Genomic DNA, 19,395 nt, shown 5'->3' on the forward strand with positions numbered 1-19,395 from the left:
CGGACCGCTCGGCCGTAGCCTGTACCCATGGCGACCGCATCCGACCCCTCGAACGGGCCGGAACCCCGACGCCACGCGGCGCTCGTCTACAACCCCATCAAGGTCGAACAGCGGAGCCTGCGCGCGATGGTGGAGCGGGCGTCGGCGGATGCCGGATGGGATGCTCCGGCCTTCTTCGAGACCACCCCCGAAGACCTCGGCGACGGCGTCGCACGGCAGGCGGTCGACGGCGGCGCGGACGCGGTGCTCGTCGCCGGCGGGGATGGCACGGTCAGGGCGGTGTCGGAGGCGATGGCGGGCACCGGCGTGCCGCTGACGATCGTGCCGAGCGGCACCGGCAATCTTCTCGCCCGCAATCTGCGGCTGCCGATGGAGGATCGCGAGCGCGTCATCCGCGGCACCTTCGAGGGCGACCGCGCCGCCATCGACGTCGGCTACGCCGGCATGCGGCGCGCAGACGGCTCGTATGAAGAACGCGCATTCGTGGTGATGGGCGGTATGGGACTCGATGCCGCGATGATCGCCAACACGAGCCCGCAGCTGAAGAAGACGGTCGGCTGGGTGGCGTACGTCGACGGCGCCGCCCGCTCACTGGTCAACGCCCGGCCGTTCCGCGTCGTCTACCAGATCGTCGGGCACCGCCTGCACTCGACCCGGGTGCAGAGCATCCTGTTCGCCAATTGCGGTTCGCTGCCGGCCGGGCTCGAGCTGATCCCCGAGGCCTCGATCGCCGACGGTCAGCTCGACATCGTGATCTTCCAGCCCAAGGGTCCGCTCGGCTGGATCTTCGTGTGGCGGCGGGTGGCGTGGGACAACAGCGTGCTCCGTCGCTTCCGCGGGGGGCGCCGCATCCTGGCCCTGCGCACCAAGGACAGCTCGGTGCTCTACTCCCGGGGCACGGCCGTCGAGGTCGGCGCGGCCGAGGGCGCGCATCCGGTCCAGCTCGATGGCGACGAGTTCGGCGAGGCCGTCCACATCACGGTGCGCGTCGACCCCGGGGCCCTGACCATCGCCCTCCCGAAAGGTCACCGCCTGCCCCGCTGAATCAGGCGGCGGGGGCGCGCAGGAGCTCGGCGAACGCCGACTCGGCGGCGCCGATGAGCAGGCGGTCCTCCGCCAGGCTGGCGACGCGGATGCTGAGGTCCTCCATGTTGGCCGGCATCGCCTGCACGGCCACGAGCGCGGTGAGCCCCGAAAGGTCGTCGTCGGCGAGCGTGGCGAGGAATCCGCCGAGCACGACGACCGAGGGGTTCAGCACGTTGACGGCGTTGGCCAGCGCGGTGGCGAGGATGCGTCGCTGCCGGTCGATCTCGTCGCGCGCGGCGGGGCCGGCCGCACCCAGGGCTGCGGCGAGAGCGGGCTCGTCGGCGGTCGTGAGACCGGCCACCGCGAGAAGGCGCGCGCGGCTGACCTCGTCCTCGAGCGTGCCGTCGTCGGCCCGTCGGTCGGCGGCGGCGGCGATGCCGGGACGGTTCTGGCCGAACTCGCCGGAGTATCCGCCGGCGCCACCCACCGGCATCCCCTGCACGATGAGGCCTCCGCCGATACCGCTCGCACCGCCGTTGAGGTAGACGACGTCGTCGATGCCGCGCGCGGCGCCGAAGAGGTGCTCGGCGAGGGTGCCGAGGCTGGCGTCGTTGCCGACCGTGGTCGCAAGGCCCGTCGCCGCCGACACCAGGTCGCGGACGGGGACGTCGTTCCATCCCAGGTGCGGGGCGTTGCGGACCAGCCCGTCCACCGCACGGACGAGCCCCGGCACGGCGAGCCCGACCCCGGCGATGCGGGCCTGCGCAAGCGGCCCCCCACGCCATTGCACGATGCGGTCGGCGATCAGCCGGGCGGTCTCGTCCGGGGTGAGGAGGTGGTCGACCTCGATGCGCTCCCGCACCCGGATCTCACGGTCGAGCCCGACCGCGCCGAGCGTGAGGGCGTCGACCTCGGGGTTGGCGGCGACGGCGACGACCCGTGGGTCGGCGGCGACCACGGGCGACGGCCGACCGACGCGACGCGACGGGTCGGGCGCCCGTTCGATCACGAGCCCCGCGCCCTCGAGTTCTGCCACCAGATCCGCGATCGTCGACCGGTTCAGACCGGTCGCGCCCGTCAGCGCCGCGCGCGAGAGGGGCCCGTCCAGATGCACGATGCGCAGCAGACGCGACAGGTTCCGCTGCCGCACGCCTTCGACCTCCGCCACGCGCCCACTCTAGAGCGGGTGGGGCATATGTTGCGGCATCCGACGAATCACGCCGACACACAGTCCGGCGAGCGCCGCGCCCGATCCGGACGAACCGTCCATGACCGGATGCCGGGGCCGCGGGTATCGTCGGGAGCGACGCCCCTGGGAGGCAGCATGTCGACGATCACCGAACGAGCAGCCCGCACCGAGGCCGAACTGCAGCAGATGGCCAAGGACCACCTGTGGATGCATTTCGCCCGGCAGTCCGTGATGACCGACGGCCCCGGCGTGCCCATCATCGTCAAGGGCGAGGGCCACCACATCTGGGACTCGAAGGGCAAGCGCTACATCGACGGCCTGGCGGGCCTGTTCGTCGTCGCCGCGGGGCACGGCCGCAAGCGCATCGCCGAGGTCGCCGCCAAGCAGGCCGAGCAGCTGGCGTTCTTCCCGATCTGGTCGTACGCCCACCCCGCCGCGATCGAGCTCGCCGACCGCATCGCCGACTACGCCCCGGGCGACCTCAACAAGGTCTTCTTCTCGACCGGCGGCGGCGAAGCCGTCGAGACCGCGTTCAAGCTGGCCAAGTACTACTGGAAGCTGCAGGGCAAGCCCACCAAGCACAAGGTGATCTCGCGCTCGGTGGCTTATCACGGCACGCCGCAGGGTGCGCTTGCGATCACCGGCATCCCCGCGATGAAGGAGATGTTCGAGCCCCTCACTCCCGGGGGCTTCCGCGTCCCGAACACCAACTTCTACCGGGCCGCCGACATGGGCGCGCCCACCTCGCGCCTCGAGGAGTTCGGCGTATGGGCCGCCGACCGCATCGAGGAGATGATCCAGTTCGAGGGCCCCGACACCGTCGCGGCGGTCTTCCTCGAGCCGGTGCAGAACTCCGGCGGCTGCTTCCCTCCCCCGCCCGGGTACTTCCAGCGCGTGCGCGAGATCTGCGACAAGTACGACGTCCTGCTGGTGTCGGACGAAGTGATCTGCGCCTTCGGCCGCATCGGCCACATGTTCGCGTGCGACGCATACGGGTACCAGCCCGACATGATCACGTTCGCCAAGGCGGTCACGAGCGGGTACTCCCCGCTCGGCGGCACCGTCGTCAGCGACCGCATCTACGAGCCCTTCGCCCACGGCGACCGGGCGTTCTACCACGGCTACACCTTCGGCGGACACCCGGTCTCGGCGGCGGTGGCGATGGAGAACCTCGATATCTTCGAAGAGGAAGGACTGCCCGAGCGCGTACGCGAGTACTCGCCGCTGTTCCGCCAGACCCTCGAGAAGCTCACCGACCTGCCCATCGTCGGCGACGTCCGCGGCGACGGCTACTTCTTCGGCATCGAGCTCGTGAAGGACAAGGCGACGAAGGAGACCTTCGACGACGACGAGTCCGAGCGCCTCCTGCGCGGCTTCCTCTCGAAGGCGCTCTTCGACGCAGGGCTCTACTGCCGCGCCGACGACCGCGGCGACCCGGTCATCCAGCTCGCACCGCCGCTCACGATCGGCCCGAGCGAGTTCACCGAGATCGAGCAGATCCTCCGCAGCGTCCTCACCGAGGCGTGGGCGCGCCTCTGACCCCCGGGGCGCCGTCGGTCACGACGAGCGGATGCCGCGCCCGCCGATCCGCGGCAGCACGGCCGTGAGCACACCGACCGTTGATCCGACGATCGTGTCGACGATGCGCTCGCCGGCGACGGCCGCCGAGCCGATGTCGCCGGTGGCGGCGCCGGTGATGAGCAGCACCAGCGGGGTGATGAACAGCAGCGCCAGCGCGTAGTGACGCACGACGACCAGCTCGATGAGGAACTGCAGGCCGCCGAGCAGGAGGGCGAGCCACACCCCTCCCCACGGAACGAGGATGAGCAGCGGATAGATCGCCGCACCCGCGACGGTTCCGACCATGCGGTGCAGTCCCCGGGTCACCGTCACCCGCCGCTCCACGGCTATTCCGACGACCGCAACGCCTGTGCTGACGATCCAGTACGCCCGTTCCGGATCGACCACGACCCCGAGCGCCGCCCCCACGACAGCAACTGTGGACGCGCGGACGAGGAGGGTGAGCGCCTTCTCGTCCCACACCGGCCCCGGCATGATCTCGCGCAGCGCGCGCGCCGGCTCGCGCCTGACGTGTGAGCGCAGGAGCGGCGTAAGCGCGACGAGGTACGAGAAGCAGCATCCGGCCGCCACGGCGATGAGGAACACGACCGGATCGACATCGGGAACCGTCGCGGTGATGTGCGCGGCGAGCCCGAACACCAGCACGAAGAACAGCGGACCGGGAGCACCGAGCGCGAAGCCGTAGACGAAGACGCTCGCGGCGATCGTCGTCACCACGAGTCCGATGAGGGTCCACAGCATCGACCCGCCGGCGGCGATCCCGACGGCGGTCGCCGCGACGAGGACGAGCGCGACGAACGGCAGCACCTTCGCGCGCTCCCGCGGGCGCAGGCTCGACACATGGAGGGCCGTGAAGGCACCGGCCGCGGCCTGGAAGCCGAGTTGCGGCATCCCGACGAGTGACATCACCGCGATCGGGACCGTGATCGAGATCGCGGCCTGCGTCGCCACCGGCCAGCGGGGGCCGCGCGAGGGCGCGAGCCGGAAGAGACTGGCGACCGCGTCGACGGCCACGGCGGGTCCTCGCCGATGCGGGCTCGCTCCGCCGATCGCGCTGTTCACGTGCCCCCCTCCTCCAGCACGGTAGCCGAGCAGGGGGCGGTGTCCGGAATCAGACGTCATACCGCGCCATGCGCTCGACGAGAAGCGGGCTATTGTGAACGTCGTGGGAACCATCTACTACGGCGGGTCGGACACTCCGATCAACATCGAGGATCGCGCGCTGGCGCACCTGAAGGTCGTCATCGCGACCAAGCTGCGTCGCAACGAGACGTTCACCCTGTCGTGGACACACCCCGACGACCAGCCGCGCGGTCGCAGCACGATCTGGCTGCACCCGTCGATTCCGCTGAGGTTCGTCTTCGACACCCCCGAACCCACCGAGCTGAGCCGTCAGTGGATCGAGGAGCTCGCCAACTCGGCCACCTCGTCGGGCGGGATCATGCTGGTCGCCGAGCACTTCGACACCGGTCCGGTCGCCGTCGACGATCAGACCGCGGCCACCAACGCGTCCATCGAGGGGTCGGACGTGAGTCTGGGCAACGTGCAGATCGACAACCTCGAGGTCGACCAGCTCACGGTTAACGAGGCAGACGTCTCGAGCGCACTGCCGAGCCCCCGCAAGCCCCGAAGCGCCTGATCAGCCCGTAGGGGCAGCCTCTTCGGAGGCTGCGCCGTTCGCCGGCTTCTCCCTTTCTTCCGTGGGCTCGGGCACGATCGTGAGCCCGTGCGGACCGCTCGCGGCGATCATCATCTCGTCCACCCATGCGCGATTGATGCGCGGCGGACGGCTGCCGTAGAAGTGGAACTGCATGGGGACAGATGCGTGCATCCAGAAGCTGCGCCGCCCCGTGCCATCGCCGACCTCGACGTCGAACATGAAGGACTCTCCACGCCGGAGCTTGTTCATCATCACGATGCGAAGGTGCGCGAGGGTCCGATCTTCGATGTCGATGGCGTTGCCGATGGTGTCGTAGATGAACCTGCCCATGTCTGGAGCATAGCCCGAGCGTCCCCCCGGGCCGATCAGACGGTGGCGACGAAGAGGCGTCCCGATCCGCGGATGCCGAGGGTGGCGGCATCCGAGACGAAGACAGCTCGGCCGCGCTCGAGCTCGATCGTCTCGCCGTCGACCTCGATGGTGAACGCACCGTCGACCAGCAGCCCGATCGCGGGCCCGGTCGTGGCGACGGTGTCATCGGCGGTGACCTCGATCAGCTCGAACGGCACGTCGGAGCCCGTGGCCAGCGAGCGGGGCCGATAGGTCACCGCGTGCTGGGTGAGCGAGATCGGCGGCAGGTACGGCGCGGGTCCGGGTGTGAAGTCGAGCACGCGCGTGAGCTCGGGGATGTCGATGTGCTTGGGGGTGAGACCGCCGCGCAGGACGTTGTCGCTCGGGCCCATGAGCTCGACGCCCGTCCCGCACAGGTAGGCGTGGATGTTGCCCGCCGGAAGCCACAGCGCTTCGCCGCGGCGGAGCGTGACGTGGTTGAGCATGAGCGCGATCGCGATGCCCGGATCGCCGGGGTACTCCGTCGCGATGCGACCGGCGGGTTCGAATCGTCCGGGCAGGCGTCCGGCGATGTCGGCGATCTGCGCCACGAGCGCCTGCACGCCGGGCCTGCCGGCGAGCAGATCCTCGAAGGCCGCACGGATCCCCTCTGCCGCGGCGAGGCGGTCGCGCCAGACGGCGAACGGTTCGGGGTCGGTCGCCTCGGCGGCGAGGGCGTCGATGACCGCGAGCGTCTCGGCGACCGGCCGGAATCCGCAGAGCGCCTCGAAGCCGTCCTCGAGCGCGACGATCAGCTCGGGCTTGGCGTGAGGGTCCTTGTAGTTGCGCTCCCGGGCGTCCCGCGCAATCTCCGCAGCCTCCTCCCGTGCGAACCCCTCGGCCGCCTGCTCGGGGGTGGGGTGCGCCTGCAGCGAGAGCGGGGATGCCGCCGACAGCAGCTTCAGCAGGAACGGCACGCGGGTGCCCTCGCTCCGCTCCCAGTCCGCCAGATCGGCCCATCTCGCCGACTCGTGGAAGCGACTCGGCGCCGACGGGTGAGAGCCCAGCCACAGCTCGGCCTCGGGCGCGTCGGACGCCGGCATCCCGAGGGCGCGGGAGATCCCGCCCGGTGTGCCCCAGGCGTAGTCGCGGACGACACCGCGGATCTCGGCGAGGTGAGCGGTCATGGACGTCCTTCCGTCACGGTCGATGCCGGTTCGTTGATATCACTCCGATGTGACGGATGTGTGCATGACGACTTCGCGGGCGCCGGGCACGTCGACGACCTCGAACCGGACATGTGCGTGGCCGAGTTCTGCGAGGCTGTGCGCGTGCGTGCCTCCGCAGGGGATCATGGCGTCGCCGCCCGGCAGCGCGCACACCCATGCCCGGCGCGCGGTGAGGGAATCGCCCTCGACGTCGACGCGGACCTCGGCACCGGTGGCGATCCAGGACGCGAGCTGCTCTTCGACCCGCGCGGCGAGTGCCGCCGGGTCGTCGAACGCGGCGGCGTCGAACCCCTTGCGGCGCAGCGACTTGCCGACGCGGTAGGTGTCGACCGAGCCGTTCTCGAGGATGCGGGACGACGTGCATGCCAGGGCGTCGAATCCGGGGGCGCCGAGCGCATCGGGGGGAACGTCCTTGCTCCACGCGTCGGCGAGCGCCCGGTCGAGGGCGAGCGAGGCGAGGTGGCACGCGGTGTGCCCGAGCGACAGGCGACGGCGGTGGTCGGCGTCGGCGACCACCGTGACGGCGTCTCCCGTCGCGACAGGGGCGTCACCGGCGACGACATGCGCGACGACGAAGACCCACCCCGCCGTCCCGGTCCGCACCGGCACGTCCGCGCCGAGCAGCAGCTCTGCGCCGTCGGAACCCGCGACGACCGCGTCCTCGATGCGGATGGCGGTCCCGTCTGCCAGGCGCAGGTGTCCGCGGTCGGCGAGCTGATCGGGCCAGTGCGCGTCGACCGGATGGAACGCGGTGCGGTCGAGCACGACCGCTTGTCTGCCGTCGGGCAGCGACTGCACCGCGATCACCATGCCGTCGGACTCGGTGGCGCCGCCCGGGTAGGTGACGAGGGTCTCGGAGAGCTGCATGCCTTAAACGGTACCCGCGAGCGTGGGCGCCGGCCCCGGTGGATGGATCAGCGCACGCTCTCGGGGAGCTCGCCGGGCCGCGACGGATCGGCGAGATGTCGTTTCGCGCGGCGGTCTCGCAGCGCCTCGATGGCACACCACACGATCGTCGCGACCGCGACCCCCTCGAAGAAACCGGCGAAGACATCGCTCAGCCAGTGCGCGCTCAGGTAGGTCCGGCTCCACATCATCCAGATGACCCAGACGGCCCCCGCCAGCCACAGCCACCACTTCCGCAGCAGCAGGGCGAGGGTGATGGTGAAGGTGGTCGCCACGGCGGTATGCCCCGAGGGGAATGACGTGTCGACGCTCTCGGCGAGCGAGCCCTCAGGACGCTCGCGGGCGATGACGGCGGCCATGGGGGCGCCGATCGCCACGACCAGGATGATCGCGGATGCCATGTTCACGGCATCCCATTTCCGCTTCCGCCACAGGAAGAGCAGCACGCTGACGATGAGGATGACGATCATGGCGACGGTGCCGCCGCCGATCGCGGGGATCCAGGCGAGAACCAACCACACATCGCTGCGGAGCGACACCATGAGGTCCTGCCACCACATGTCCATCGGCAGCGGCTCATGTCCGTTGAGGGCGACCACGACACGCCAGATCACGAAAGCCACGGTCGCCGCGACCCCGGTGGTGAGGGCGACGTTGCGGCGCGCGTCGGGATCGGTCAGCGGCGCCTCGGAGGGCGCCTCTGGTACTTCTTCGTCAGCCGGGCTCACGGTGCCAGCGTAGACGGCACCGCGTCTCGCGGCGTCGATCGGCGCGAAGGAATGCGCCCGGCCGAGGCGCGCCCGGCCTGGATCACCACGGCTGGCGGTGAGGGATGTGCGTCGGGCGACGCGGACCGGCGCTCACCGGCTCGGACAGACGCTCGACCGCGTGGGCGAGCACCTCTTCCAGCGACAGCGCCGTCCGCGGCGTGCGGGGACCGACGAGCCAGACGACGGACAGGCCGTCGGGCACCTTTTCCACATACGCGACCACGCTTGACGGGTGGTCGGCGGCGAGCGTGCGATCGCACAGGCGCCAGGAACAGTCGTCGAGCGGCTGGAACTCCAGCTGATGAAGTGAACCCTCGGCCCGATCCCCGGCGCTCTCGTCCCGATCTCCGGTGAACCGGTCGTCTTCGACCTCAATGAGCGACATTTTCGAACCTCCGCCACCGATACTGCCTCGTGCACCCGCCTGTCACCCCGGGGGTTGACAGGTCGGCGGAGGCGTGATCTAGCGGAGCTCCGAGCGCCGTCAGCTGGCTTCGTGGATGTCGCGCGCCTTCAGGCTGCGGTAGGTCGTCACCGGATGCGTGGCGAGGACGACCTTGCCGCGGGAGTGCAGCTTCTTCAAGTCGGCATACGCCTCCGCGATGTCGCCGAGGGGGTAGAAACCCGAGATCAGCACCGTGAATGCCCGGCGCTCCGCCAAGTGCGTCAGGCGTTCCAGCTGCGCGGTCTGCCGCGCGAGCTCCTCGGGGTCGTCCCGCAGCAGGCGGAGTTCGACGTCGCGGCGATCCGCGCTCGAACGGTAGCGCTCCTCCGGCACGCCGAGCTCGTCGGCGAGGTCTCGACCGTCCTGGCCGAAGTTGTCGATGAACGCCGTGACCGGCGCCCCGGCCGCCTTGCGGATGCGGTCGGCCATGCCGTCCCCGTAGCGCACGGGCTTGATGCCGAGCTGCCGCAGGTAGTCGAAGTTGCGGTCGCCGCAGGTGCCGATGACGACCGCCCCGAGGTGCTTGGCGATCTGCGCCTCGATGCTGCCGACCCCGCCGGCGGCCGCCGAGATCACGACGACGTCACCCTTCTTGATGCGCAGGTCGTCGAGGGTGTCGAGGGCGGTGACGCCGGCTAGGTAGAGGCTGCCGGCGGTCTCCCACGAGACGGTCTTCGGCTTGGCCACCAGCGCCGCCGCGGGCACCGTGAGGAAGGTCGCGTGCGCGCCCGACCGGACGTGCCCGATCACCTCGCTGCCCACCCGGAAACGCGTGACACCCTGCCCGACGGCCGAAACGATGCCGGCGAAGTCGCTGCCCGACCGCCGGGGCCATGCTTCCTCCCACTCGGTCTCGGTGCCGCTGCGGATGAATCCGTCGATGTGGTTGATCCCCGACGTGATGACCTCGACCACCACCTCGCCGTCCCCCGGAGGCGCGAGCGGATGCTGACGCACCTCGAGGACGTCGGTGTCTCCCACGCGGTCGTACTCGACGACCGAGGTCTGTTCGTGCTTCTTCGCCACGATGCACCTCACTAGTTCGGCTAGTGAAAAGGGTAGCGAGGTATCAGCGGGCGGGGCTCGATACGGATGATCTGCCTCGGAGGCAGAACCGCACTTGACCCGCGACCCTGCGCCGTGCACTCTGATCACACCGCCCGAAGCAAAACCCCCCGCGTTTCCGTGACCCGTTTTTCTTCAGGAGTGACCCATGACCGCCGGCATCCGGCACCTGCGGCTCGTCGCCGCCGTGCTTCTCACCTGCATGCTGGCGATCGCCGGCGCCCTGGCCTCTGCCGGACCGGCGGCGGCCGCCCCGCCCTCGACGTCCAGCACTGCCGAGATCACCCTCTCCCCCAGCTCGGGACCTGCGGGAACGACCGTGACCGTGACCGGACTTCGGTTTCCGAAGAAGTCCTCCGGAACCGTCACGGCGGGCACCACGACGGTCGGCGTCACGACGACGGGATCGGGTTACTTCACCGCCACGGTGACGATCCCCTCGGGAACGGCGTCCACCCTCCCCGTCACCGCCACGGTCGGTCGGACGTCGGCCGCCGCGACCTTCACCGTGACCGGTCAGCCCGACACCCCGCCGACCGAGACGGCAGCCCTGCGGTTCGGGGTCACCACGCCCGGTGGCGCCACGGCGAACGCCGAACTGGACGCCGTCGCGGCCGTCGCGGGCGAGAATCCGTCGATCGTGATGTCGTATCACGACTTCGGCCAGCCGGCACCGACCACGGGCCTCGACAGTGTCGCAGCCCGCGGCGCCGACAGCATGCTGACGTGGGAGCCCTGGCGGTGGGGCGGCGGCGTGACCCAGTCCGCCTACTCCAACGCGCGCGTCGCCGCCGGCGACCATGACGCGTACCTGCGGGAGTGGGGTACGGCGCTGGCCGCGTGGGGCGGCACCGTGTACGTTCGCTACGCCCACGAGATGAACGGCAACTGGTACCCGTGGGCGGAGGGTGTGAACGGCAACGCGCCCGGATCGTACGCCGCGGCGTGGCGCCACGTGCACGACGTGGTGACCTCACAGGGCGCCACGAACGTGAGGTGGGTGTGGAGCCCGAATGTCCCGTACACGGGATCCGTGCCTCTGACCGGCCTCTACCCCGGTGACGCCTACGTCGATGTCGTGGCACTGGACGGGTACAACTGGGGCACGTCGGCCACCTGGAGTTCGTGGACGGCCCCCGAGGCCCTCTTCGCAGGCGGCTTGAGCGAGCTGCGGACCATCGCACCCGGCAAGCCGATCATGATCGCCGAGACCGCCTCGGCCGAGGCGGGCGGGTCGAAGGCGGACTGGAACACCACGCTGGTGTCGTACCTCGCCGCTCAGCCCGACATCGTCGGGTTCGTGTGGTTCCACCACGACAAAGAGACCGACTGGCGCATCGACAGCTCCGCGGCGTCGGCGACGGCGTTCACAGCCGCCCTGGCGCAGCGCCGCCAGTAGCGGTCAGGCGTCACCGGCGTCGCGGCGCAGCACCAGCACCGTGACGTCGTCGTCGGGGTCGCTGTCGCGGGCGAGCGCGCGGATCCGACCGACGACGGCATCCGCATTGCGCTCGGCGGCGACGAGGTCGGCGATCCGGCCGAGTGCCCCGACATCACCCTCGAACAACTCGAGGACGCCGTCGCTGCAGACGACGAGGGCTTCGGATGCTGCGAGCTCGAGTTCCTCCACGACCCACGGTTCGTCGACGGGGATGCCCACCGGGAGGTTCCGGGACGGCAGACGCGTCCACGTGCCGTCGGCGCGTACGACGATGCTCAGCCCGTGCCCGGCATCGACGTAGCGGACCACCCCGGTCAGCGGATCAACGCGCGCGTGGAACAGGGTGGCGAACGCGCCGGCGTCGCCGAGATCGGCGGCGAGCGCCTCTGAGGCGCGCTCGACGGCGACCGAGAGGTCGCGCTCGCCTCGGGCGCTGCGGACGACCGCGCGCACGGTGGCGGCGATGATCCCCGCGCCGACGCCTTTTCCCATCACATCGCCGACCGTGAACGCGGTGCCTCCACCCGTGTGGTACCAGTCGAAGAAGTCGCCGCCGATCGCCCGAGAAGGAACGCACACCGCGGCGAGACCGAAGTCGGCCACGTGCGTACCGGCCTTGGGCAGCAGCGCGCGCTGCACCGTGGACGCGTGCTCCAGCTCGAGCAGGGTCGACCGCTCGCGCGAGGCGATGTCGGCCACGTGCTGCCTGGCGACGCGGGCGAGGTCGTTGACGATGGCCGCCGCGAGACCGAACGCGACGGCAGAGAAGACGGTGCGGGCCAGTTCGTTCGGGTTCTCCTCGAGGCTCGAGCCGAGAAGGAACGGCACGAGCTGGCCGAGCGCCACCCCCAGGAACGCCCAGACGACGAATCGGCGTCCGGGCATGGCGGCGATCCAGACCGCGGGAAGGATCGCCAGCGACGAGAAGATCGACGCGCTCTCTCCAGTGGCGAACCTCAGCACCCCCACGACGGCGAAATCGATCGCCGGGACGAGCAGCACCGCCCGGTCCGACACGTCGATGCGGTGGAAGACCGCCGCGAGCACGGTCGCGGCCAGCATCATCGCGATCGCCGCCGCGAACGCGACCGGACTCGAGATCGAGATCGTCGGCACCGCCATGCTCAGCACGGCCGCGACGGTGAACAGCGCGAGCACGGGAAGCTGTTTGATGAGGACCGACCGCTCGCCGAGCGCGATGGCTGCCATCGCGAGCGAGTCCACTCCCGGCACGGCAACCGTCCGCGTCGGCGGAGGGGCAGAGGTCATGACGGCGTTGAACGCGTCTTGACGATCGTCCAGACGTTGCTGCCGCCGTCGCGCTCCAGCCGGAACTCGTCGACCATGGCCGAGATCAGCGCCAGGCCGCGTCCGGACTCGGCGAGCTCGTCCGGCATGGTCGCGTCCTCGATGTCGATGCGCGGCGGCTCGGCGGTGTCGACGAGCACTGCCCGGAGCGCGTCGTCGTCGGCGTCGAGGTCGAGGCGGCACACGATCGTGGTGTCGGAGCTGCCGTGCTGGACGATGTTGCTGGTCAGCTCGATGAGGGCGGTCTCGAACATCATTCGGTCGGTGTCGCTCACCCCGGGGAACTCGCTCCACAGCGCGGCGAGCCGGTCGTGCACGACGTCGACTCCGTCCGGCGGAGTGCGGAACACCAGCGTGCGTTCAGTCACGGTAGGCGTCCTCGGCGGTGTCGAAGCTCGCCAGGACCCGGTCGAGGTTCGACAGCTGCAGCACCATGGTGACCTGGGCGCTGGGCGCTGCGATGCGCAGATCTCCGCCCGCCTGCCGAGCGGTCTTCAGCGAGCCCACGAGGGCACCGAGCCCGGAGGAGTCCATGAAGTCGATCTTGCTGAGGTCGACGACGATGCGGGTGAACTGGTCTTCCACGGCGCTGTGCACCGCTGCGCGCAGGTCCGGCGCGCTGACCATGTTGAGCTTGCCGGCTCCACGGATGATGGCGACTCCTCGGCGGGCCTTCTCGATCTCGAACTTCACGGCGTCCTCTCGTCGGTGGGGGCGTCTTCGGGAGTGAAGCCGCGGTACGTGGCAGCGCTGAACAGCACGCTCAGAACCACCAGGTCGAAGATCGCCCACGCGATGTTGACCGCGGTCCCGAGCACCTCGGCGTCGTTCAGGAAGAGATTGACACATCCGATGATGATCGCCAACACCAGCAGCACCATCACCACCAGCTGCACCCGGATGAGGTGCCACTGCGGTCCCGTGCTCTGCGGACGCGTCTTGGGGGTGACGGCGAACCCCAGCGGGATGCGCAGCACCACGTTCTCGAACGCGGTGCTGCAGGCCTTTATCCACACCGGGAACAGGGCCAGGCTGTACTGCTGACCTCGCCAGGTCGGGGTTCCTCGCGCGGCGACGAGGAACAGCAGCTGGTTGACGACCATGAACGGGATGAACCGGATGAAGAAGTCGAACGAGAGCGTGTCGACGGGGAGGATGCCGAGAACGAGGAACACGATCGGCGCGGCGAAGTAGACCACGGCGGCGAAGCCGCTGAGATAGCTCCACATCGTCGCGAAGTACATCAGCCGCTGCGGGATCGTCAGCGCGCGCTGGACCAGCGGGTTCTCGCGCAGGAAGACCTGCATGGTGCCCTGCGCCCAGCGCAGCCGCTGCGTCAGCATCGTGCCGAGGTCCTCGGGGGCGAGGCCGTCGGCCAGCAGCTCGTGGTGGTAGACGCTCTTCCAGCCCAGCCCGTGCAGGCGCATGCACGTGGCCATGTCCTCGGTGACCGAGATCGTCGCCAGGGGCATGATCGGCTGCGCCTCGCCAGGGCGGTCGATCGTGATGTCCTGCAGGATCGCCTGCACCGATTCGAGGGCGTTGAGGGGCGACAGGTCCTGCTCGACCAGGGCGGCCATGATCCGCTCGACGTCGACATCGGCGTCCGGGTCGTCCGACGTGCTCGCCAGCGCCAGCGCGCGGATCTCGGCCAGGTCGCGCTCGACCTCGGCGACGTCCGAGGCCACGAGCGACAGGCTCGCGGCATCCACCCGACGACCGAGGGCGTACGTGACCGAGGCCACCGGCTCACCGGCGTCGAGCGCGCGACGCGCGTCGCCGATCGCGGCGGCGACGTCGTCGAGTGCAGCGCGCACCGTCGGGTCCTTCGCCGCGGGGTGGGACGACGCCTTCGTGACCGCCCGCGCGGCTGCGGGCAGGGCGCGCGCGATGCGCTTGTCGAGTTCGCGCACATAGCCCACGATGCCCAGCTGCATGAGCGCGTCGCGTCGGAGCACGGCGTTCGAGCCGCAGAAGAACGCGGCGTTCCAGCCGTCCTTGCCCTGCTGGATCGGCCCGTAGAAGAGCGGCGCCTGGCTGCCGAGCGGGTCACCGGTGGCGACGTTCGAGAAGACCTGCGGAGTCTGCACGAGCGCGACCTTGTCGTCGCGGAAGTAGCCGAGCGTGCGGTCGAGTATGTCAGGGCGAGGAATCTGGTCGGCGTCGAGGATCAGGATGTACTCGCCCGTGGTCACCTCAAGGGCGTTGTTGAGGTTGCCCGCCTTCGCGTGCCGGGGCCGGTCGTCCCACGCCGATGAACGCGTGATGTAGCCGAGGTCGGCCGCCTCGGCTGCCTCGCGCATCTCGGGCCGGCTGCCGTCGTCGAGGATCCACGTCCGGTGCGGGAAGGAGATCTTCCGGGCTGCCAGGGCCGTGGTCATGACGAGTTCGATCGGCTCGTTGTACGTGGTGATGAAGACGTCCACCGTCGCCGTCGGGTCGGGCGGGGGCGGTGCGGGTCGGCCCTTCGCTCTCCACATCGTCAGGCCGAACAGGCACACGTCGATGAAGCTGTAGGTCTCGGCGACCACGAGCGGCACGGCGATCCACCACGCGTCCCAGTTGAGCGATGCGGTCCACCGCCACAGCAGGTAGTTGCCGCCGAGGACGATGGTGAGCAGGATCACGATGCGCAGCGCAAGCATCCGTCCGGGGGATGCGAGCGTGCTTCGCGTGTCGCGGCGCGTGGTGGGCGGGGCGGAGGTCATCGCGGCACGATCCCGAACAGGAAGCGCGTCTTGACCATCGCCCACAGCGCGCCGAGCACGGCGACGTAGGCCAGGGTGTTGATGAGCACGTTCCCTTCGCGGAGGACCGGCACGTTGGCGACGATCAGGACGAACAGCATCTGCATGATGAAGACGTAGAGGGTGGCCTGCCCGAGGGGGATGAGGAACCACCCGAGCGCGCGCTCGAACGGCTTCCAGCACACGCTGAGCACGGCGTACGCCGTGACGGTGAAGAGGAGCACGTTGAGCAGCCGACCGATGTCGAGTGTCGTGCGCTCGAACCAGGTGGCGTACAGCTGGGTGAACTCGTTGGCCGGCACGAGGCCCAGTCTCACGTCCCACGGGCTCGAGAGGTAGGGGTTGCTCCACGACAGGAGCATCAGGCTGACCGAACCGACGATGCACAGCGCCAGCACCACACGCCCAGGCGGGGTGAGGAACCACGCGATGATCTCTCGGCGGTAGAACCCCGCGACCATCCCTGTGACGAAGAGCACCTGCCAGGTGAGGAGCGGGAACGAATCCTCGAACTGCGAGGGCAGGATCCGCAGCGCCAGGAACGCCTGAGCGATGTACAACGTCCAGCTGACGGCCAAGACGATCAGCCAGCGGCCGCGTCCGAGACCCCACAGGATGAGCGGCGATACCGCCAGCAGGATCACGTACAGCCCGAGGACGTTGACCTGCCAGGGTCCGATCTGCAGCAGCGCCAGGTCGACGATCACCGAGGGGTCGACGGGGTACGTCGTCAGACGGTCGAACCCCGCGTACAGGTCGTAGACGCGTCCGGCACCGGCGCTCCCGGCGGCGCCCGTGCCCTCGTCGACGAACGTGGTCGCCGCGCGGGTGTCGAGGAAGGGGAGCAGGCTGAGAGCGCCCACGATGAGCGAGACGGCCAGTGCCGTCACATACAGCTTCCACGCGCGGCGCCCGGTGCGCACGGTCACCTCGCCGATGCCGCCGGCCAGAACCTTCGGCCGGTAGACCATGCCCAGGACCACGCCCGACAGGAGTACGAAGAGCTCGGCGCCCGACACGATGCCGATCGCCTCCTGCGTCGCGTTCTGCAGGAGCGAGGTGAGCGCGAGGTGGTTGACGATGACGAAGACGATGGCGACGCCGCGCAGGAGGTCGATGCGCAGATCGCGGCTGCCGGGCCCCTCGTAGGCGAGCGGTCCGGGCCTGCGACGCAGGAGAAGCCACAGCGTGAGCGCGATCGTCAGCACGAGGACGCCGATCGCGACGGCCCAGACCCACGCGCCTTCGATCGTGAGCCCGACCCCGCCGGGCGCGAGCGCAGACGGTTCGTAGACGGGACCGAACACCAGATCGGATTCGTCGGCGTCGCGCCGGAATGCCGTCGCCATCGCGGGCGATTCGGTGAGGCTCCAGTCGATGACGACCTCGCCGACCACCGCGCGCCGCGTGGTCGCATCCCGCCACATCGCGACGTCGATGAGCGGGTACGCGTCCGGGCCCACCACATCCATGACCTGCCGCCACCAGCTCTGCTTGATAGGGAGCTCGGCGCTGCCGCCCGCACCCGGGGCGTACATCGCGCCCGTGTCGAGCATCATCGGCTTCTCGGATGCCGCGGCGAAACGCGTGTAGAAGGCGAGTGCACCCTCGCCGTCGATCTTCGCGGCGAGGTCACCGTCGCCGGGGAGCCGGTTGACCGGCGAGCCTCCCCCGCTCGGGTCGTGGTAGGCGGTCAGGCCGACCCAGTCGACGTATTCCGCCCCGGGGTCGTACGGGCCGTACGGGTCGTCCCCGGATGTCAGTTCGCCGTCGCCGTCGGTGTCGACCGCGGGGTCGCTCGACGCCGGAGCTCCGGCGAAGGGATACCCCGCGCCGTCGAAGGGCGACCACACCAGGGCCGCGTCGGGAAGCCCCTCGCGGAGGGCCTCCGCGAAGACCCGGAAGGCACCCACATAGGCCTCGGGGTCCTGCCCCCACGGCACCCACGGAGCGTTCATGTCGGGCGCGAACCGCACGTACACCGGCGAGGTCTGCTCGTCGCGCGCGTCGATGAGGTGGGCGACGGCCTCGCGTGCGTCGGCGTCATCGAAGTCGGCGAGCCCGGTGTCCGGGTGCAGGCTCACGACCGGCAGGGCGCCCTGCGCCGCCGCCTGGCGGAGGAACTGCTCGAGGTACTCGGCCTCGGCGTCGGTGACGGGAAGCGGCGTGACGTGCTCGAAGACCGCCGGAGCCGCGCCGAGTCGCTCCGCCTGCGCCGCGGCGCTGTCGGTGCCCCAGTCGAGCGTCACGCCGAAGTAGGCGCCGGACTCCGGGGCCAGTGGGGCTTCATCCGGCTCGAGCAGCGCGGCCGATGCCGGCGAGGCGACGACCAGCGCCCCGAGGACGAGCCCGGCCGACACTCCCCGGGCGATGCGCGACCATGCGCGGCGCACCGAGGTTCGCACCGAGTGGGCCCGCGAGAAGGGAGTCTGAGGAACGCGCGACACGTCACCCCCTTCTCGATGTGCTGCTTCTTCACACCGCGCTCAGGACGACGTCGTCACGGTCACTTTCCCGCCGATCCTACTGAGGCCGGGGGCCGAGAACGCAACATCGCCGGTCACGACGCGCTGAGATCGATGCGACGCAACGCGGCTTGGATCGCCACCGCCGCCGCGCCTCGCGCCCAGCCGGTGAAGCCGCTGTCGTCCACGAACAGCTCGACGGGATCGGCCCGCGGGTCGCGGTCGCCGGCGATCGCCGCCCTCACCCGCTCCTCGGCGATCGCGAACAGCTGCATGCCGTCACCTGCCAGAACGATCGCCGGCTGCTGCGTGAGATTGGCGGCGAGCGCGATGAATCGGCCGAGGGCGTCTGCGGCGGCATCCACCACCGCGCGCGCGACGGGGTCGCCGTCGACGGCGAGCGCGAGGACGCCGTCGTAGTCCACCGGGCGTCCGAGTTCCGCCGCCACCTGAGCGGCGATCGACCCCGAGGTGAGCAGGGCCTGCGAGCACCCGCGGTGCCCTTCTGCACAGCGGGGTCCGCCGTGCGCGAGGGGCAGGTGGCCCGCGAGCCCGACACCCGCCTCGCGCGAGCGGACCACATCATCGTGGATCACGAGGGCGTGGCCGACCCCCGCGCCGATCGTGATGACCGAGAATCCGGGCAGACCACGGCCCGCGCCGAACCAGTGCTCGGCCTCGGCGAGGGCCAGCAGGTCGTTGTCGAGGGTCACCGGCACACCGAGGGACTCGCTGAGAGGGCCCGCGAGATCGACGCCGGCCCAGCCGAGGAACGGAGCGAACTCCACGAGGTCGTCACGCACCGATCCACCCACCGATACACCGACGCCGCGAAGGTCGTCGAGAGCGAACCGGCCGACCACGCTGATGATCTGCGCCAAGACGGACGCGGGATCCTGCCCGGCCAGCGGCTGATCGTACGTGGCGAACGCGGTTGCGCGTATATCGGTGGCCACCGCGTAGAGCACGTCACCGGTCAGCTTGATGCCGACGAACGATCCGAGACCCGGCGCCATGTCCAGGGGACGCGCCGGCCGACCGACCCTGCCGTCCGCATCCTCATCACGCTCGACGAACAGACCGTGGTCGAGGAACGGCTTCGCCAGTCGCGTGAGGCTGGCGGGCGACAGGTTCAGGCGGGAGGTGAGCGCGCTGCGAGACACAGGCCCGTGGATCAGCACGGCGCGCGCGAGGGCCGCCTCACTCGCGGTGAGCACACTGTCCTCCGGCCGT

General features: G+C 70.2%; 17 protein-coding genes and 1 pseudogene. 4 read left to right on the forward strand and 14 right to left on the reverse strand.

The window, feature by feature from the left end; all coding sequences use genetic code 11:
• The first annotated feature begins 27 nt into the window (after nt 1-27).
• The gene (locus Q9S36_RS43590) at nt 28-1,044 is read left to right on the forward strand and encodes a diacylglycerol kinase family protein (RefSeq protein ID WP_311290989.1); all 1,017 of its coding nucleotides are present in this window, start codon (nt 28-30) and stop codon (nt 1,042-1,044) included.
• Nucleotide 1,045: 1 nt separating this feature from the next.
• On the opposite strand, the gene Q9S36_RS43595 is transcribed toward Q9S36_RS43590, so the two are convergent.
• Nucleotides 1,046-2,194 (reverse strand): ROK family transcriptional regulator, encoded by a 1,149-nt coding sequence (locus tag Q9S36_RS43595; protein ID WP_311290990.1) that lies wholly within the window; start codon nt 2,192-2,194, stop codon nt 1,046-1,048.
• Between the two features lie 156 nt (nt 2,195-2,350).
• On the opposite strand from Q9S36_RS43595, the gene Q9S36_RS43600 reads away from it, so the two are divergent.
• Complete coding sequence (locus Q9S36_RS43600) at nt 2,351-3,754, forward strand: aspartate aminotransferase family protein (protein ID WP_311290991.1); 1,404 nt, start codon at nt 2,351-2,353, stop codon at nt 3,752-3,754.
• Nucleotides 3,755-3,772: 18 nt separating this feature from the next.
• Here Q9S36_RS43600 and Q9S36_RS43605 read toward each other — a convergent pair whose 3' ends face one another.
• Nucleotides 3,773-4,858, reverse strand: a complete 1,086-nt coding sequence (locus tag Q9S36_RS43605; RefSeq protein WP_311290992.1) for an FUSC family protein — start codon at nt 4,856-4,858, stop codon at nt 3,773-3,775.
• Between the two features lie 103 nt (nt 4,859-4,961).
• Between Q9S36_RS43605 and Q9S36_RS43610 the strand changes: the two are divergent.
• Nucleotides 4,962-5,264: pseudogene (locus Q9S36_RS43610) on the forward strand (hypothetical protein); the annotation flags it as partial.
• Between the two features lie 171 nt (nt 5,265-5,435).
• Here the strand turns inward: Q9S36_RS43610 and Q9S36_RS43615 are convergent.
• The 6 genes from Q9S36_RS43615 to Q9S36_RS43640 all read right to left on the reverse strand — a co-directional run bounded on the left by Q9S36_RS43615 (nt 5,436) and on the right by Q9S36_RS43640 (nt 10,162).
• Nucleotides 5,436-5,786 carry an ATP-dependent DNA ligase gene (locus tag Q9S36_RS43615; protein WP_311290993.1) on the reverse strand — a complete coding sequence of 117 codons (351 nt, stop codon included), beginning with the start codon at nt 5,784-5,786 and terminating at the stop codon, nt 5,436-5,438.
• 35 nt (nt 5,787-5,821) lie between these two features.
• The gene (gene manA / locus Q9S36_RS43620) at nt 5,822-6,973 is read right to left on the reverse strand and encodes a mannose-6-phosphate isomerase, class I (RefSeq protein WP_311290994.1); all 1,152 of its coding nucleotides are present in this window, start codon (nt 6,971-6,973) and stop codon (nt 5,822-5,824) included.
• A 39-nt stretch (nt 6,974-7,012) separates the two neighbouring features.
• The gene (locus Q9S36_RS43625) at nt 7,013-7,882 is read right to left on the reverse strand and encodes a metal-dependent hydrolase (protein WP_311290995.1); all 870 of its coding nucleotides are present in this window, start codon (nt 7,880-7,882) and stop codon (nt 7,013-7,015) included.
• A 47-nt stretch (nt 7,883-7,929) separates the two neighbouring features.
• A complete protein-coding gene (locus Q9S36_RS43630; RefSeq protein ID WP_311290996.1) occupies nt 7,930-8,649 on the reverse strand; it encodes a phosphatase PAP2 family protein in 720 nt (239 codons plus the stop codon).
• 82 nt (nt 8,650-8,731) lie between these two features.
• Nucleotides 8,732-9,076, reverse strand: coding sequence for a hypothetical protein (locus Q9S36_RS43635; RefSeq protein ID WP_311290997.1), 345 nt, complete (start codon nt 9,074-9,076; stop codon nt 8,732-8,734).
• Between the two features lie 99 nt (nt 9,077-9,175).
• Entirely contained in the window at nt 9,176-10,162 is a 987-nt protein-coding gene (locus tag Q9S36_RS43640; RefSeq protein WP_311290998.1) for an NADP-dependent oxidoreductase, read from the reverse strand.
• Between the two features lie 187 nt (nt 10,163-10,349).
• Here Q9S36_RS43640 and Q9S36_RS43645 point away from each other — a divergent pair, with 187 nt between their 5' ends.
• Nucleotides 10,350-11,600, forward strand: coding sequence for a glycosyl hydrolase (locus tag Q9S36_RS43645; protein ID WP_311290999.1), 1,251 nt, complete (start codon nt 10,350-10,352; stop codon nt 11,598-11,600).
• Nucleotides 11,601-11,603: 3 nt separating this feature from the next.
• Here Q9S36_RS43645 and Q9S36_RS43650 read toward each other — a convergent pair whose 3' ends face one another.
• From Q9S36_RS43650 to Q9S36_RS43675, 6 genes are all read right to left on the reverse strand, one after another.
• Nucleotides 11,604-12,911 carry a PP2C family protein-serine/threonine phosphatase gene (locus Q9S36_RS43650; protein ID WP_311291000.1) on the reverse strand — a complete coding sequence of 436 codons (1,308 nt, stop codon included), beginning with the start codon at nt 12,909-12,911 and terminating at the stop codon, nt 11,604-11,606.
• Entirely contained in the window at nt 12,908-13,318 is a 411-nt protein-coding gene (locus Q9S36_RS43655; protein ID WP_311291001.1) for an ATP-binding protein, read from the reverse strand. The genes Q9S36_RS43650 and Q9S36_RS43655 overlap by 4 nt, the downstream gene beginning before the upstream one ends.
• Nucleotides 13,311-13,643: an STAS domain-containing protein gene (locus Q9S36_RS43660; protein ID WP_311291002.1), complete on the reverse strand. Its 333-nt coding sequence runs from the start codon at nt 13,641-13,643 to the stop codon at nt 13,311-13,313. Before Q9S36_RS43660 ends, Q9S36_RS43655 begins: the two co-directional genes overlap by 8 nt.
• Nucleotides 13,640-15,595 carry a glycosyltransferase gene (locus tag Q9S36_RS43665; RefSeq protein WP_311291020.1) on the reverse strand — a complete coding sequence of 652 codons (1,956 nt, stop codon included), beginning with the start codon at nt 15,593-15,595 and terminating at the stop codon, nt 13,640-13,642. The genes Q9S36_RS43660 and Q9S36_RS43665 overlap by 4 nt, the downstream gene beginning before the upstream one ends.
• Before the next feature lie 59 nt (nt 15,596-15,654).
• Nucleotides 15,655-18,144 carry an OpgC domain-containing protein gene (gene opgC / locus Q9S36_RS43670; RefSeq protein WP_311291003.1) on the reverse strand — a complete coding sequence of 830 codons (2,490 nt, stop codon included), beginning with the start codon at nt 18,142-18,144 and terminating at the stop codon, nt 15,655-15,657.
• A gap of 113 nt (nt 18,145-18,257) precedes the next feature.
• Entirely contained in the window at nt 18,258-19,379 is a 1,122-nt protein-coding gene (locus tag Q9S36_RS43675) for an ROK family transcriptional regulator (RefSeq protein ID WP_311291004.1), read from the reverse strand.
• Nucleotides 19,380-19,395: the final 16 nt, after the last annotated feature.

Source organism: Microbacterium sp. ARD31 (genome assembly GCF_031844425.1).

Coding starts and splice junctions, on each gene's coding strand:
- Q9S36_RS43650 (WP_311291000.1), bottom strand. CDS start 12,911: ATGACCTCTGCCCCTCCGCCGACGCGGACGGTTGCCGTGCCGGGAGTG.
- Q9S36_RS43635 (WP_311290997.1), bottom strand. CDS start 9,076: ATGTCGCTCATTGAGGTCGAAGACGACCGGTTCACCGGAGATCGGGAC.
- manA (WP_311290994.1), bottom strand. CDS start 6,973: ATGACCGCTCACCTCGCCGAGATCCGCGGTGTCGTCCGCGACTACGCC.
- Q9S36_RS43615 (WP_311290993.1), bottom strand. CDS start 5,786: ATGGGCAGGTTCATCTACGACACCATCGGCAACGCCATCGACATCGAA.
- Q9S36_RS43600 (WP_311290991.1), top strand. CDS start 2,351: ATGTCGACGATCACCGAACGAGCAGCCCGCACCGAGGCCGAACTGCAG.
- Q9S36_RS43590 (WP_311290989.1), top strand. CDS start 28: ATGGCGACCGCATCCGACCCCTCGAACGGGCCGGAACCCCGACGCCAC.
- Q9S36_RS43625 (WP_311290995.1), bottom strand. CDS start 7,882: ATGCAGCTCTCCGAGACCCTCGTCACCTACCCGGGCGGCGCCACCGAG.
- Q9S36_RS43645 (WP_311290999.1), top strand. CDS start 10,350: ATGACCGCCGGCATCCGGCACCTGCGGCTCGTCGCCGCCGTGCTTCTC.
- Q9S36_RS43665 (WP_311291020.1), bottom strand. CDS start 15,595: ATGCTTGCGCTGCGCATCGTGATCCTGCTCACCATCGTCCTCGGCGGC.